Source organism: Desertivirga brevis (assembly GCF_017355835.1).
Window position 1 is genome coordinate 21,633 of the sequence record NZ_JAFEWF010000016.1, and the last position, 16,044, is coordinate 37,676.

At 40.6% G+C, this 16,044-nt stretch carries 12 protein-coding genes; 6 read left to right on the forward strand and 6 right to left on the reverse strand.

Annotation, left to right across the window (positions count from 1 at the left end):
- Window positions 1–119 precede the first annotated feature (119 nt).
- The 4 genes from J4N25_RS25875 to J4N25_RS25890 all read left to right on the forward strand — a co-directional run bounded on the left by J4N25_RS25875 (window position 120) and on the right by J4N25_RS25890 (window position 5,847).
- Window positions 120–2,102, forward strand: coding sequence for an alpha-L-arabinofuranosidase family protein (locus J4N25_RS25875; RefSeq protein WP_207424797.1), 1,983 nt, complete (start codon window positions 120–122; stop codon window positions 2,100–2,102).
- A gap of 3 nt (window positions 2,103–2,105) precedes the next feature.
- The gene (locus tag J4N25_RS25880) at window positions 2,106–3,122 is read left to right on the forward strand and encodes a family 43 glycosylhydrolase (protein WP_369410886.1); all 1,017 of its coding nucleotides are present in this window, start codon (window positions 2,106–2,108) and stop codon (window positions 3,120–3,122) included.
- 229 nt (window positions 3,123–3,351) lie between these two features.
- Entirely contained in the window at window positions 3,352–4,530 is a 1,179-nt protein-coding gene (locus J4N25_RS25885; protein WP_207424798.1) for an aldose epimerase family protein, read from the forward strand.
- A 300-nt stretch (window positions 4,531–4,830) separates the two neighbouring features.
- On the forward strand, window positions 4,831–5,847 hold the full coding sequence (locus J4N25_RS25890; RefSeq protein ID WP_242696033.1) for an endonuclease/exonuclease/phosphatase family protein: 1,017 nt from the start codon (window positions 4,831–4,833) through the stop codon (window positions 5,845–5,847).
- 149 nt (window positions 5,848–5,996) lie between these two features.
- Here the strand turns inward: J4N25_RS25890 and J4N25_RS25895 are convergent, their stop codons facing one another.
- Window positions 5,997–6,194 carry a DUF3606 domain-containing protein gene (locus J4N25_RS25895; protein WP_207424799.1) on the reverse strand — a complete coding sequence of 66 codons (198 nt, stop codon included), beginning with the start codon at window positions 6,192–6,194 and terminating at the stop codon, window positions 5,997–5,999.
- 318 nt (window positions 6,195–6,512) lie between these two features.
- Here J4N25_RS25895 and J4N25_RS25900 point away from each other — a divergent pair, with 318 nt between their 5' ends.
- Window positions 6,513–7,826 (forward strand): aspartate kinase, encoded by a 1,314-nt coding sequence (locus J4N25_RS25900; RefSeq protein ID WP_207424800.1) that lies wholly within the window; start codon window positions 6,513–6,515, stop codon window positions 7,824–7,826.
- A 69-nt stretch (window positions 7,827–7,895) separates the two neighbouring features.
- The gene (gene lysA, locus J4N25_RS25905; RefSeq protein ID WP_207424801.1) at window positions 7,896–9,053 is read left to right on the forward strand and encodes a diaminopimelate decarboxylase; all 1,158 of its coding nucleotides are present in this window, start codon (window positions 7,896–7,898) and stop codon (window positions 9,051–9,053) included.
- Here lysA and J4N25_RS25910 read toward each other — a convergent pair.
- Genes J4N25_RS25910 through J4N25_RS25930 form a run of 5 tightly spaced genes read right to left on the reverse strand, consistent with a single transcriptional unit; the run spans window position 9,025 to window position 15,923 of the window.
- Window positions 9,025–9,615, reverse strand: coding sequence for a chemotaxis protein CheB (locus tag J4N25_RS25910; protein WP_207424802.1), 591 nt, complete (start codon window positions 9,613–9,615; stop codon window positions 9,025–9,027). The genes lysA and J4N25_RS25910 overlap by 29 nt on opposite strands.
- The gene (locus tag J4N25_RS25915; protein ID WP_207424803.1) at window positions 9,597–10,424 is read right to left on the reverse strand and encodes a CheR family methyltransferase; all 828 of its coding nucleotides are present in this window, start codon (window positions 10,422–10,424) and stop codon (window positions 9,597–9,599) included. The genes J4N25_RS25910 and J4N25_RS25915 overlap by 19 nt, the downstream gene beginning before the upstream one ends.
- A 1-nt stretch (window position 10,425) precedes the next feature.
- Window positions 10,426–10,794 carry a response regulator gene (locus tag J4N25_RS25920; protein ID WP_207424804.1) on the reverse strand — a complete coding sequence of 123 codons (369 nt, stop codon included), beginning with the start codon at window positions 10,792–10,794 and terminating at the stop codon, window positions 10,426–10,428.
- Window positions 10,795–10,798: 4 nt separating this feature from the next.
- Window positions 10,799–14,413, reverse strand: coding sequence for a response regulator (locus J4N25_RS25925; RefSeq protein WP_207424805.1), 3,615 nt, complete (start codon window positions 14,411–14,413; stop codon window positions 10,799–10,801).
- Entirely contained in the window at window positions 14,394–15,923 is a 1,530-nt protein-coding gene (locus J4N25_RS25930; RefSeq protein WP_207424806.1) for an ATP-binding response regulator, read from the reverse strand. Before J4N25_RS25930 ends, J4N25_RS25925 begins: the two co-directional genes overlap by 20 nt.
- Between the last annotated feature and the right edge of the window lie 121 nt (window positions 15,924–16,044).

Below are 16,044 nucleotides of genomic sequence, written 5' to 3' on the forward strand. Positions count from 1 at the left end.
TTACTTTCTAAAACAAGTTTTTAATTGTTTTTTTGACATTTAATAATTTTCATATATTTAAGAACCAATTATTAATTACTAAACAAACACACAAAAGCGGTTTCAAGCGCATTTAAAACATGAAAAGGAATTTCAATTTACTTTGTCTGCTAGGGCTTTCCCTTGGGGTAGCAGGTCAGAGTTTAGCACAGGTTAAAAAATTTACTGTTAAAGCGAACGAAGTAGGTGCTGCTGTTCAACCAACCATGTGGGGTGTCTTTTTTGAAGATATCAACATGGGGGCTGATGGAGGCATTTATGCAGAACTGGTTAAAAACAGGTCCTTCGAATTTAACAAACCTTTGATGGGATGGACAGTGCAGGGGAATAAGAATGAAGGCGATCTGCTTATTCTTAACCGGCAGGAATTAAAGGCTTCCAATCCGAGATTTCTAAGGGTGAAGGTTGATAATAGAAGAAAAGGCGACTTAGGGATTCAGAACGAAGGGTTTCGGGGCATGGGGATCAAGCAAGGTTTGAGATACGATTTTTCCGTTATGTATCGTCAGGCAAATGCAGGAGTCAAAATGCATCTGGAGTTAATTGACTCAAAAGGTAATGTGATCGGATCAACGGTATTTACTCCAACACAGTCAGGTCCCGAATGGAAAAAACAGGCTATAAGTTTCAATGCTACAGCAACAGAACCTAAAGCTAAATTTAATATTTGGTTTGAAGGAAATGGAACAGTTGATCTGGATATGATCTCTTTGTTTCCATCTGATACCTGGAAAAATCGTCCTGGAGGTTTAAGAGGAGATATGGTTCAGCTACTCGCAGACATGAAGCCGGGATTTATCCGGTTTCCGGGGGGCTGCATCGTAGAAGGCTCTGACCTTTCTTTACGTTATCAGTGGAAAAAGACAGTTGGGCCAGTGGAAGATCGCGAACTGATTATCAACCGTTGGAATTTTGAATTTGCCCATCGCCCCGCTCCGGATTATTATCAAACTTTCGGGCTAGGTTTCTTTGAGTATTTTCAACTAGCTGAAGATATAGGCGCAGAACCTCTTCCTATACTTAACTGCGGAATGGCATGTCAATTCAACACTGCTGAAGTTGTTCCTGTTGACGAATTAGGTCCATACATTCAAGACGCTTTGGATCTGATTGAGTTTGCAAACGGAGATGTAAATAGCAAGTGGGGTAAATTGCGTGCAAGCATGGGCCACCCAAAGCCTTTTAACTTAAAAATGATGGGTATAGGCAACGAGAATTGGGGACCTCAATATCTGGAACGGCTTAAGCTCTTTACCAAGGCAATTAAGGAGAAGTATCCTGATATTAAACTTGTGAATAGCTCAGGTACAGATCCGAATGGAGAGCGCTTCGATTATCTTAACGGAGAGCTAAGAAAAATGGGTGCAGATTTTATTGATGAACATTACTATCGTCGTCCGGAATGGTTCCTGGAAAATGCCAGCCGTTACGACAACTATCCACGCAATGGATCGAAAGTTTTTGCAGGTGAGTATGCTGCCCAAAGTGATAAGACTGTAAGTGTTGACAATAAGAATAATGTTAAAACGGCAATTTCGGAAGCGGCCTTTCTCACTGGTCTTGAAAGAAATGCAGACGTAGTGCACATGGCATCCTACGCACCTCTTTTTGCTCACATCGACGGATGGCAGTGGACGCCTGATATGATCTGGGTGGATAATCTCCGCTCCTATGGAACACCTAACTACCATGTACAAAAATTGTACTCTTTAAATAAAGGGACTAATGTTGTGCCTATTTTATTGAATGGGCAGAAGGTAACAGGACAAGATGGTTTGTACGCATCAGCTGTTGTTGATAAGAAAACAAATGAATTGATCTTGAAAGTTGTTAATACAACGGATAAAGAGACTGAAGGAGCCTTCTCTTTAGAGGGGGGTAATAGATTACAATCAAAAGGGACGCTTACAGTATTAGGCGCTTCAGACACTGAAAAGGTGAATACATTAGATAAACCTTTCGATGTTAGTCCTAAGACCGAGCCAATATCAGTTAAACAGCAAGGAATAACGGCTAAACTTGCTCCCAATTCATTAAATGTTATTAAAGTAAAAATGTTATAACACGTGTTTAAGCTATTCAAAAAAATTTGTTGCTTGTTCCTGATCGGGGCAAGCAACTTTGTTTTCGGACAGGATTTGAAGCAAAATATCTCTGTTCACGATCCTGTTATGGCAAAACAAGGGGACAATTATTATCTCTTCTGTACAGGCTGGGGGATATCTGTTTGGTCTTCTAAAGATTTGAAGAACTGGAAAAAAGAGAAAGCGGTATTTGCGGAAGCACCACAATGGGCAATTAAAGCCGTCCCTGGCTTTAAGGGACATATCTGGGCCCCCGATATCGCCTACTATAACGGAGAGTATTATTTATATTATTCTATTTCGGCCTTCGGGAAAAACACATCCGCAATTGGTTTGGCTACTAATAAAACTCTCGACCCTTCTTCAGCTGATTTTCGGTGGGTGGACCATGGAAAGGTAATTCAGTCTTACCCCGGAGTCACTAATTGGAACGCAATAGACCCGAATATTGTAACCGATAAAAAAAATAAGCCTTATTTACTGTTCGGCTCATTTTGGGATGGACTGCAACTGGTGGAATTAAGTAAGGACGGCAAATCCATTATCGGTGATTCAATCAGGCTTAAAACAATAGCAAGCCGAAAAAAAGATCCAGAGGCAGCAAATCCACCAGCAATAGATGATAATCCTGTGGATGCGGGTGGTAATTCTATTGAAGCTCCGTTTGTCTTTAAAAAAGGGAAATATTATTACCTTTTCGCTTCAATTGATTATTGCTGTAAGGGTCCTAAAAGTACTTACAAGATGATTGTCGGACGATCCAGGTCGGTAGAAGGTCCATACTTAGACAAAGAGGGTATTCCTATGGCTAAAGGAGGAGGGTCAACTGTGCTTCAAGGAGATAGTAAATGGTATGGTGTAGGGCATAATTCAGCTTATACTTTTGATAAAACAGATTACCTGATATTTCACGGTTATGATGCCTCTGATAATGGCATTCCAAAATTGCGGGTGGAAAAGATGAACTGGAAAAACGGTTGGCCAGTGGTGCAAAAATAATAATAGTTCATAAGTTGCTGTAAAACGTCTTTATTATGAAGGTGCATGCTGAATTTGTTTGAGGAAGCAATGCGGAATATAGATTGGAAAGAAGTAAAATACTATATTGCGCCGCCGCTTGTGCAAATACTATTTGAGTCGCGGTACATATTACCTTTTTAGTGATTAGCAAACACTTATTGATATTTTTAACATTATTATAAATCTTTTTAAAAACCTATTTGTACTCATGAAATCGAACTTATTGCTAATTTTGGCGGCCGGTATCGTAGGGCTGTCGGCATGTACAAACAACTCTAATAAAACGACAACATCTAACGCAGATTCAGATTCTGTATCAAAAACAGTTATGATTCCAGACAGCAGCAATTTTTCAGCAACTATTGACGGAAAGCAAGCAGGCTTATTCGTTTTAAAGAACAACAACAATGTACAAGTTGCAATAACTAATTATGGTGGCCGTATTGTGAGTATTCTTGTCCCGGATAAGGATGGAAAGATTGTAGATGTAGCACTTGGATATGATAAAGTTTCAGGTTATCAACAAGTTAATGAGCCTTATTTTGGCGCTTTGATTGGTCGTTACGGTAACCGTATTGGAAAAGCTACCTTTACTTTGGATGGTAAAGCTTACAAGCTTCCTGCAAATGATAACGGTCAATCCCTTCATGGAGGGCCAAAAGGTTTTCATGCTCAGGTTTGGGATGCAAAGAAGGTTAATGATTACACTTTAGAGTTAACCCGCCTGTCTGCTGACGGAGAAGAAGGTTATCCTGGCAATTTAACTGTTAAAGTAGTTTATACCTTAACTGACGATAATGCTATAAAAATGGATTATACGGCAACTACTGATAAAGCTACCGTACTTAACCTGACCAACCATGCTTACTTCAATCTAAACGGTGAGGGTAATGGTGATATTAACGATCATATCCTTACTATAAATGCCTCTAAATTTACTCCGGTAGATGCAACACTTATTCCTACAGGAGAGCTAAAAGATGTAGCAGGTACTCCATTTGATTTCACAAAACCAGCGGCAATTGGTTCTCGTGTTAATGCAGATGATGAGCAGTTGAAAATGGGTAAAGGTTACGACCATAATTTTGTTTTGACGGATGGTTCAGAGAAGCTTAAACAAGCTGCTTTTGTTGTAGGGCCGAAAACCGGTATCACTCTTGAAGTTTTAACAAATGAGCCAGGAATTCAATTTTATGGAGGTAATTTCCTTGACGGAAAATTAAACGATTGCAAAGGTGGTAAACCTTATCAGCACCGTACAGGCTTTTGTTTAGAGACTCAACATTTCCCTGATTCTCCAAATAAAGCATCTTTTCCTAGTACTACTTTAAAGCCAGGAGAAACGTATCAAACTACTACCTTGTATAAGTTTGGAGTTCAAAAGTAAAATCTTGAACAAATGATATCCTACAGGCGCTGTGCTACTTAGCACAGCGCCTGTTTGCTTTTATAGGGGCTTGGCAAACTTCTGATTTTCTTTTATGTTGATAAGAAATAATATCAGTGACGCCATCAACATAACGGGCTATAATTGGTTTAAGATCCTCATGTGGTTTATTTTCAAATCTCATAAGGAGGATTAAAGAAAAGTTGACGATCTCATAAAAAAATTGACTTTTATAAAAATTAAGATTTGATCACCTTTATAAAAATTATTCTTGAAATTCTGGCCTGTCTGGTATTGACAATGTCCCTCCTGCCTTTAGTTCGTAATGATTACTGGGCCTTCCGGGTTTTTGAGTATCCGCGCTTTCAAAAGTTGATCCTGACAGCTCTACTCCTCACCGCGTTTATTGCAAGGCTTTTGGTAGGAGACCAGGTCACTGCAGTTTTAATATTTACGGCTTTGCTTTCTTGTAATCTAATTTATTTATTTTATCAGATCTACCCATTTCTGGGCTTTGCTAAAAGGCAAGTTAAGCGAGCGACAGAAGTTATAGAAAACCAAAGCATATCTTTGATTACTGCTAATGTTTACCAATATAACAGGAATGATAAAAAGTATATACGGAATCTGGAGCTGCAAAACGCCGATGTAATGTTGCTTTTGGAAACAGATTCATGGTGGCAAAGCTCCCTCTCAATTCTGAAAGAGAAATATCCGTATTATGTAGAAGTTCCTTTAGAAAATACCTATGGAATGATGTTGTTCTCAAAACTTAAATTTGAGGATCACAAAGTGGAATACCTGGTCGAAAAGGAAATTCCTTCAATCCATGTCAAGTTGATGCTGCCCTCAGGTAAAAAAGTGCAACTTTATTGTGTTCATCCGACACCTCCGGTGCCAAATGAAAATCCCAGATCAACCGAACGTGATAAAGAGTTGTTGCTAGTAGGAAGGCTGGCCAGAAAAAGCAATTTGCCCGTAATTGTTATGGGAGACCTTAATGATGTGGCTTGGAGTTATACCACTGAGCTTTTCTCCAAATACAGTGGGCTACTGGATCCGCGCAAGGGAAGAGGATTCTTTAATACCTTTCATGCCTGGTATCCCTTTCTTCGCTTTCCCCTGGATCACGTGTTCTGTTCTGTCGATTTTAAATTGATCGATATAAGGAAGCTAGAGGCCTGCGGCTCCGATCACTTTCCGATGTATCTAAGATTACAATATGAAAACACAGCGGCAATTGAGCAGGAGGAGCCGAAACCAGATCTGGAAGAGAAGGAACTTGCCGAAGAAAAAATTGCTAAAAAAGCTGGTTGAAGGATCGTTTAAATACCAACATCAGATAGAAGCTCCGGGAGTAGAGTGACGAACCGAAGTTATGGAACGGATCACTTGTTCTTGTGCCATTGAAATTACACAAAAAAGCCCCGATTCGTCAGGGCTGCTCAAAAATGTTACGTTGTGCCTTAGCTTAAGCGGACTTTATTCGAGTTGACAAGGTATGTATACACCTTTGAAACTGAATTACTCCCCGAAAACTTCACTGCACTTTTTACAGTTTCTTTAGTTACTCCCCATTTGTTCGCCCAAAAGGTTACTTCATCCTCCGCAAACATACTGATCAGCTCCTGATCTTTGCTGGTTAATAGCTTAGTGTTATTCATAACAGGTGGGTTTATATTAATAGTAGAATTCGATTTTTCGGGATTTGTTTTAGAAAAAATAAGAAAAAAAGATCCCAGGATGGTAAAGGAACATCCAGGGTTAGGAGAGATTGGAGGGTGGGTTTCAGGTTGTAGTCTTTGCAAAATTTTTGCCAAACTTATTTTCCAAGATAAATTATAAGGGGAGCTTAAATTCTAAAGCTTTTGACTAATTTTGCGCCAAATTATAGAACCTGTAGAATTGTTTACTAATAATAAGTGAACAATAATTAGTGCATGGGTTATTTAGGTTCATCTCATCAAAATATATTGCTTTAAATGAAGATCTTAAAATTTGGAGGAACATCAGTAGGAAGTCCCGAGCGGATGAAAAAATTATTAGACATCATCCGTCCGGAAGAGAAGCAGATCGTCGTACTGTCTGCGGTATCAGGAACCACTAATAGCCTTGTAGAAATCTCACAAGCTTATTTAGACGGAGATAAGCGAAAAGCTAAACAATTAACTGATGCTTTACATGAAAAATATAAAGTATTTGTTCAGGAATTGTTTGCTACTGAAGATGGAAAGAAGAGAGGCGTTGAGTTAATCACTTACCATTTTACCCTTATTGGTTCTTTAGATACTGAGTTGTTTACTCCGGTTGAAGAGAAAATCGTTCTGGCTCAGGGTGAATTGCTTTCTACAGCCTTATATCATTTTTATCTAGCAGAGATTGGAGTTAAGTCTGTTTTACTGCCAGCTCTTGACTTTATGAAAATAGATGAGGACAATGAGCCGATCGTGGAATATATTGGGTCTCATTTACAAACCCTTTTAGATCAAAAAGCTGAAAATACTCTATTCATCACGCAGGGATATATTTGTAGGAATGCTTTTGGGGAAATTGATAATCTTCGCCGTGGAGGTAGCGACTTCACTGCGTCGTTGATTGGTGCTGCAATCCGTGCTGATGAAGTACAGATCTGGACCGACATTGATGGAATGCATAACAATGATCCTCGTGTTGTTCAGGGAACAAAGCCAATTGCTCAGCTTTCTTTTGATGAAGCAGCCGAGCTTGCATATTTTGGAGCAAAGATATTACACCCGCAAAGTGTATTCCCTGCGCAGAAATATAAGATCCCAGTTCGTTTATTAAATACGATGGACCCTGCTGCTCCTGGTACTTTAATTACCAATGATAGCGAGAAAGGCATCATCAAGTCGATTGCAGCGAAGGACGGAATTACAGCTGTAAAAATCCAATCGAGCCGCATGTTGCTCGCCTATGGTTTCCTTAGAAGGGTGTTTGAGGTATTCGAGCGTTATAAAACTCCGATCGACATGATCACTACATCTGAAGTTGCTGTATCATTGACGATAGACGATACAAAATACCTTGCAGAGATCACTAAAGAACTTGAAGACTTTGGTACGGTAGAGGTGGATCATGATCAAACGATCATCTGTGTTGTGGGCGATTTTTCTTACAATGCTAACGGGTTTACTTCAAGTACTTTCTCAGCCTTGGCAAAGGTGCCTATCAGAATGATTTCTTACGGTGGAAGTAATTATAACATCTCTTTACTCGTTAAATCTTCCGACAAAGTTGAAGCTCTGCAAAGCTTGCACAAAAACTTATTTCAGTAAATAATTTCTCTTTTAGGAGAAATACTAATATTTCAATTCCCCCTTTTAAGGGGGATTTTTTTGATCATCATGCTTAATAAAGATACTCTTTCGGCTTTTCAGCAACAGGAAACCCCCTTTTACTATTACGATCTTAATTTACTTCAGCAAACTCTTGATTCCTGTAAAGAAGCTGCGGATAAGTATGACTTTCATGTGCATTATGCCATGAAGGCTAACTTTAACCAGAGAGTTATTGAAAAGATAAAGGAGGTTGGCTTCGGAGCAGACTGTGTGAGTGGAAACGAAGTTAAAAAGGCGATAGAGGTTGGGTTCGCTCCGGATAAGATTGTTTTTGCAGGGGTAGGTAAGTCGGACAGGGAGATTTCTTTGGCCCTGGAAAATGACATCTTCTGTTTCAATGTAGAATCAGTTCAAGAGCTTGGAGTTATTAATGAACTTGCAGCTTTGGCTGGTAAAGTAGCTAAAGTTGCGTTACGTATTAACCCTAACGTAGACGCTCATACGCATGCCAATATTACCACCGGCCTTGAAGAGAATAAATTTGGTATTAATCAATGGGACCTGCACGCCTGTACAGATGCATTAAAGACTTTACCAAACGTAAAATTGATTGGTATTCACTTCCATATTGGTTCTCAAATTACTAATCTGACTGTTTTCAAAAGCCTCTGTGTAAAGGTTAATGAAATCAGTAGTTGGTTCGAAGAGCGTGGTTTTCACTTGAGTATTTTAAATGTAGGCGGAGGCTTGGGGATTGACTACCATAATCCGGACGAGAAACCTGTTGCTGACTTCGAGCATTACTTCCAGATCTTTGACCAATTCCTTGAGAGAAAGGCTGGGCAGGAAGTTCATTTTGAGTTAGGCCGGGCTTTGGTTGCACATTCCGGCACGTTAATAAGCAGAATACTTTACGTGAAGAACGGGATTAAGAAACATTTTCTTGTGCTGGATGCAGGAATGACCGAGCTTATGCGTCCGGCATTATATCAGGCTTATCATAAGATCGAGAATATATCGAGAACAGAAGGAGAGGTGGTTAAGTATGACATTGTTGGTCCGATCTGCGAGTCGACCGATTGCTTTGGTAAAGAAGTAGAGATGCCTGCATCGTTACGAGGGGATTTGATTGCTATCCGCTCGGCTGGCGCTTATGGGGAGGTGATGGCGTCAAGGTATAACCTTAGGGAGGACGTCAGGAGCTTTTATTACCAAGCTGATTGATCAGCTCTGCCATCTTGTACTTGGATAGAATGTAATCAGGCTTCATTTTACTTAAGGCTTGCGCGGGCATATACTTAATTTCAGCTTCTTCCGGATCCTGAACAATTGTTAGTCCGCCTGCTTGTTGAATAGCCTTCAATCCGGCACTTCCGTCTGCGTTTGCTCCCGATAGAAGGAAGGCAGCTGTCTTATCTTTATAAACATCTGCTGCTGTCTGGAATGTTGCATCAATGGCAGGTCGCGAATGGAGGATCTTTTCAGAATAATCCAAAGAAAGAGTTCTGTCATCCTCTATGAGAAGGTGGTAGTCGGCCGGCGCCAAATAAATAATTCCTGGCAAAATATCTTCCTTTTCTTCGGCTTCCTTTACCTCCCAGCTAGTTCGGGAAGCCAGTAATGCTGTTAATGTAGATTCAAAACTGCTTTTGCGGTGAATAATAATGATAATAGCGAAGGGAAGATCTTTTTTAAGATCTGGCAAAATTCGAAGGATAACCTCCAGGGAGCCAGCTGATCCACCTATCAGGACCAGGTCGATTTTCCTTAAGCTATCTTTCTCCATATTTTCTCCTTTGCATTAATAGCTTTATAATGAGATGCAACAGAGGAGAATCGAAGGGTTTCTTTAGATCCTAAAGCGAGGAAACCAAGATTATCCAGACTTTCCGTAAAAAGTTCAAACACCCGGGTCTGCAGTTGTCTGTCAAAGTAAATTAAAACGTTACGGCATAGTATCAACTGGAACTCGTTGAAGGAACGGTCTGAAACGAGGTTATGGGTGGAAAATATCATTTTACTGCTGAGCGAACTTTCAAACTTGGCCATATCATAGTTCGCAGAATAATAGGATGAAAATTCCTCCTTGCCTCCCGAATTGATATAATTCTCCGAGTATTGTTTCATCTGGGTTAGAGGAAAAATTCCATTGCTAGCACGCTCAAGTACTTCCGGATTTATATCTGTAGCATATAGAAGCGACTTATGCAATATGTTGGCTTCCTTAAGCAAGATGGCCATAGAAAAAACTTCCTCGCCTGTAGCGCAGCCCGCATGCCAGATCCTGACTACCGGATAGGTACCTAAAACCGGCAGAACTTCTTCCCTTAATGTTTTATAAAAAGAGGGATCCCTAAACATTTCAGTTACAGGAACTGTAATTTGTTCCACAAACCTTCTTACATATTGAGGGTCGTGCATCAAGCGGTAACGGAATTCAGCAAAGCTTGGAAAGCGATCCAGTGTGAAAAGGCGATTTATCCTACGTTTGAGAGACGCCTTTGAGTAATCGGTGAAATCGTAACCATGATGCTCAAGCAGATCGTTCAAAAGCACTTTTATCTCATCATCCTGTACAACTTTCAGCTCAAACATCTTATTTTAAGTATTCATCTATTATTAACATTAAGGAATCCACATTTACAGGTTTTGATATATAAGCGTTTGCACCAGCCTCCAGGCACTTCTCCCTGTCGCCAACCATTGCCTGGGCAGTAACCGCAACAATAGGCACCTGAGAAATATTGTCTCCTAGCCTGATCACTGATATCGCTTCATAACCATCCATGTCGGGCATCATCATATCCATAAGAATAATGCCAACTTCAGTGCTATGAGCGTAAAGAAGGTCTAATCCCTCCTCGGCGGTAGTGGCAGTAAGACAGGTGAAACCTTTAGCTTTTAGTACGGCCTTTAATGCGAAGATGTTTCTAGGGTCGTCGTCAATAATTAAAATACTCTTCATTGACTTAAATATTTTTGTTGTAAAGCCATACTCTTAGCAGGGAAATCAGTTGATCAATATCCACTGGTTTCGAAATGTAGTCTGACGCACCAGCTTTTATGCACTTCTCCCTGTCTCCGGTCATCGCTTTTGCCGTTACAGCAAGTATTGGGAGATCGCGGTATTTATAATTTTTCCTAATCTTGGAAGTAGTTTCATAGCCGTCCATCTCTGGCATCATCATATCCATCAAAACTACATCAACCTGAGGATTCTCTTCCAGGATTTTTAAAGCTTCCTTACCGTCAGTAGCAGAAAGAACTTTCATTTTAGCCTGTTCGAGGGCCTTAGTAAGCGAAAAGATATTCCTTACATCATCATCTGCAATAAGTACTGTCTTATTCTCTAAGACCTCATTTAATTCAGCGAGGTTCTTTTTGCTGCCATTCTCCGCAGGATGTTTCTCCTCGATCAAATGCAGGAATAAAGCAACCTCATCAAGGATTCGCTGGTAGGAGTGGGCTGTTTTCATTACAATACTGTCAGCGTATTGCTTCAGTTTTTTTTCTTCTGTTTTCGAAAGATTTTTGCCCGTGAAAATGATGATGGGCAAGTTCTCCAATCCATCATTCTTTTTGATTTCCTCCAGAGCCTGATATGCATTTGGATCAGGAATTCCCATATCCAGTATAACGCAATCCACATTCCTGTCTTTTAGGGCAGAAACACCTTCATTAACAGATTCTTTTATTTCTGTTACAACCTGGAAGGTTGAGAGGAAGTAAGCGAGAGCTTCTGCATGCTTGGTGTTTTCCTCAATGATCAGCACCTTTTTCGGATGCCTGTTGAGGGCATCTTCCAATTTGCTAAACATGTTCTGCATTTGCTCTAAAGCAATCGGCTTATTAATAAAGTCTACCGCACCTTTAACAAGGCTTTCTTTTTTTGCATCCAGGGCCGACATGATGTGGACGGGAATATGTCTGGTATCCTGACTCGACTTAAGTTCTTCCATTACCTCCCAACCATCCTTCACGGGCAGTTGAATGTCGAGCAGTACGGCAACCGGTTTGTAATGACGGGCCATCTGTATCCCATAATCGCCCTGAGTGGCTACAATACCTTTATATCCTCGCTTCCGGGTGAAGCTCAATAAGGTTTTTGCAAAGTTCAAGTCATCTTCAACGATCAAAACAACAGTCTCTCCGGGTTTTATACTTTCCCTGTCATCGGCAACTATTTGCGGAATTTCTGCTACTGGTATCCTAGGCGATGCTTCTTGAGCAGCAACGCTTGCTGGAGGCGCAGGAGTCTCGGTTTCAGCTGCGGGTGTAGAAAGCCGTCCTGCGGTTAAATCCACCGAGGCACTGCTTCCCTCAACCGGCAATACAACGGAAAATTCACTTCCTTTATTAGCTTCGCTCTTTAACGAAATATCTCCTCCCAAAAGCCGCGAAAGCTCGCGACTAATAGACAACCCTAATCCAGTACCTCCATACTTTCTTCTGGTAGAGCCATCCGCCTGCTGGAATGCCTCGAAAACTTGTTTTTGTTTTTCCGCCGGAATTCCAATCCCTGTATCTGTTACTGAAAAACGCACAAACTTGTTATTCCCTTCAGGAACGGAGATTGAAAGCTTCACAAAGCCTTTTGCTGTAAATTTAAGGGCATTAGAAAGAAGGTTTTTTAAGATCTGCTCCAGACGAAGTTTATCAGTGATAATGCCCGATGGAGTATCAGAGCTGACTTCAAATTGCAAGTCGAGGCCTTTATCTCTTGCGATAGGGGTAAATAAGCCTTTCATATCACTCACTATTTCCTGAAGCGAAGTTTCTACAAATTCAAGCTCCATCTTACCTGCTTCGATCTTTGAAAGATCAAGTATTTCATCGATCAGAGATAAGAGACCATTTCCCGAACTTTGAATTACTTTCGCGTATTCAATTTGATCTTCATTCAAGTTCTTCTCCGGGTTCTCGGTCATTAGCCTTGACAGCAGGAGAATGGAGTTAAGAGGAGTACGTAATTCATGCGACATGTTGGCCAGGAACTCCGACTTATATTTGGTGCTCAACTCCAGTTCTTCTGCTTTGCGCTGTATCTCAAGGTTGCGCTCCACGATCAGCTGATTTTTTTCTTCTAATGTGCTGCTCCTTACCTCAAGTTCTTTATTCGCCTGCAATAATTCCTCTTGTTGTACTCTTAGTTCTTCTTCGGAAGATTGGAGCTTAAGCGCCTGGGCCTCTAATTCTGTATTCAAGTTTTCTAGCTCGGAGTGTTGGGCCTGCAGTTCCTCTGATTGTGCTTGCGTCTCTTCCAAAAGCTGTTGTAACCTCTTCCTGTTTTGTGCAGTAATGATGGCCAGACCTATGCCTCTGGAGATACTTTTGAAGTAATCCAGATGACGTTCTGTATATTCTTTAAATGAAGCAACTTCAATTACACCCACAAGCTCGTCATTTTGCACAATAGGTAAAATGTACAAATGGGCGGGTTTAGCCTCACCACTCGCATAAGTAATTATGATACCTTCTTCAGACGGCTGATCCAGCTTTATCGGCTTTTTACTTGAGGCCACTTGCCCTACCATACCCTCACCGATCTCGATCCGTTGCTTTTTATTGCGATTTAACGCATAACCAGATACGAGTTCCAACTGATCAATTTCGGTAGCAAGGTAAAAGGCACCTACATGACTGTCGGTGTATTCGACCACGCAACTAAGAACGTCGCCTGTAAGTTGATCAAGATCTTTCTCACCCACCATCGTTTCGTTCAGAGCAGCTATACTACTTTGAAGCCATTCATTGTCAGAAAGAACGGTAAATGAATATTGGAGAGATTCGGCCATTTTGTTCAAAGAAAGTGCAAGGCTTCCTAAGGTGTCTTTTTCGTTTTGGTCTTCAATCTTTATAGTATAGTTTCCGTTTGAAATTTTATCTGCTACGCCTTCGATGATTTGCAATCGTTTGGTCACTTCCTGATCTTTCTCACTAAGTTGCAGGTACAGTTCAGTGCGTTCTTCTATGTCTTTCTTGGCCCGGAAGTAGGAAACTAGGGTAATGATGATAGACATTATAGCGGCAAGAACGATCAGGATTGGAGTGAAGATGGCGAACTTGTTCATCTTCTCAGTCCTTTCCTTTAGAAGCCTGTTCTCCTCAGCGACCATCTTTTTTACAACGGCCCTGGCCTGGTCCATGTAGATCTTTCCTGAGATCATGTCCTTTACGTCTGCAGACCCTACACTTTTTTTATAGTTAAGAACCTGGTCCAAACGTTTGAGGCGTTTTAAGGCAATATTTTGCAACACGTCAGAGTTTCGCTGCTGCGCCTCGTTGTCGGCAGTCAACTGCCTTACATGAGCTATTGAAGACTCCGCTCTTTCGAAGGCTCCGTTATATGGCTCCAGGAAATCATCTATACCCGTAAGCAGATATCCGCGCTGGCCGGTTTCGGCATCCTTCAGAATAGAAATTGTATTTTCTAATTCCCTGATCACTTCATTTGTCCTGTCAACTTGCTTAGAGCTTTGGAGAAGATTTTGAATACTTATATAAGATGCAATTGAACTTACCAGCAATAGTAACAGCGATAAGCCATAACCTAATTGCAGATTTTTAGTTGCAGTTGATTTCATTGATGCTCTTTTCCTGATTTGTCTTAATGTTCAGTCTCTGGTAGATTGGTAAAGTAAAGTAAAACTCGGAGCCTATACCCTCCTGGCTGGTCACACCAAAAGTTCCATTATGTCTGCGAATTATTTCAGAGCAAATATAAAGCCCTATTCCAAGTCCCTGGAACCGATGAGAGTTCTCCTCCACTCGGTAGAATTTCTTGAAGACATCGTTGATTTTTTCAGTGGGAATGCCTACTCCTTTATCTTTAATAGTAACTTTTACAAAATTATCAGGAGTAAGCTCTGTGCAAACTTCCACTATTTTATTATCTGGGGAGTACTTAATGGCATTAGTTAGGTAGTTGATCAACACTTGTTCAATACGAGTATCGTCTCCAAAAATTTTAACCTGATTGTCTCCCCTCAGAGAAATAGTATAATCGGGATTTGTTTGCCGGGTTATATCTATTGTGCTCTCAATTAGGGGCGCAAAATCGAATTCCTTTTTATTAAAGGCCATTTTACCGCTTTCAATTTTCGAGATGTCGAGCAGGTCTACAATAAGGCTCTGAAGTTTGTCTAATTGAGTCTGAGTGCGTCGCAGATACCGCGCACTTTCTGGTATTCCTTCATTCTGGTCGGCACCCATAGACCGTTCTAGCAATTGCATATACGCTTTTATGCTGGTGAGGGGAGTCTTCAGCTCGTGACTTGCAATGCTTAGAAACTCGTCCTTTCGTCTCTCTGCCTTTTTCTGCTCTTCGATATCCGTGAAGGTACCAACCCATTTAACAATATGATCCCGTTCCTTTATTGGTGTTGCACGAAGAAGGTGATAGCAATACTCGTCATTGGCTAATTTCTTGATCCGAACCTCCAGATTTACGTTTTTTCCGAGCTCCACAGCTTCCTTCCAATTCTCTTCGATACTAGCATCTTCTGGATGTGCTTCAGGAAACTCGCTATCAGATGCCGAATAGGTGTACCAATGTTGATTAACAAACTCAATCTCTCCATTAGCACGGGCCGTAAACGCAATTTGTGGAAGGGTTTCAAGTGTTGATCTTAATTCCTGAACACGTTCTTTTAACTCAGATTGAGCTTGTTTTCTAAATTCGATCTCTTCCCTTAAAGCTCTTTGAATTTCGTTAAGCTCACGAGTTTGTTCATATAAGCGGTAAAATGTTTTAACCTTAAGCAAAAGAATGTCCGGATCAACCGGCTTCGTAATATAATCTATACCTCCCGAGGCGTAGCCCTTAGTAATAAATTGCTTGTTGGTATTTACAGCTGATAAGAAAATTATCGGAATGTCTTTAGATTTGCTATAACCAGATATTGTTTCGGCAACTTCAAACCCGTCCATTCCGGGCATTTGTACATCTAGTATAATCAGCGCATAGGATCTCTTTAATATTTTTTTTAATGCCTCCTCTCCTGAAAGGGCAGAATCGACTTCAAAGCTGTTTATCTCTAATATTTTTTTTAAGGAAAAAATATTCTCCGGTTTGTCATCAACTATTAGGATCATTATGTGGCAAAGTTCATCTTTTGATCAAAAAATAGCCCCTTATTAAGCATGTTACTCTTTATAGTAGAATAAACGATAACATTGAATTGGGTGGTTTAGTTTTTGAAAAATGGAGAAAGAC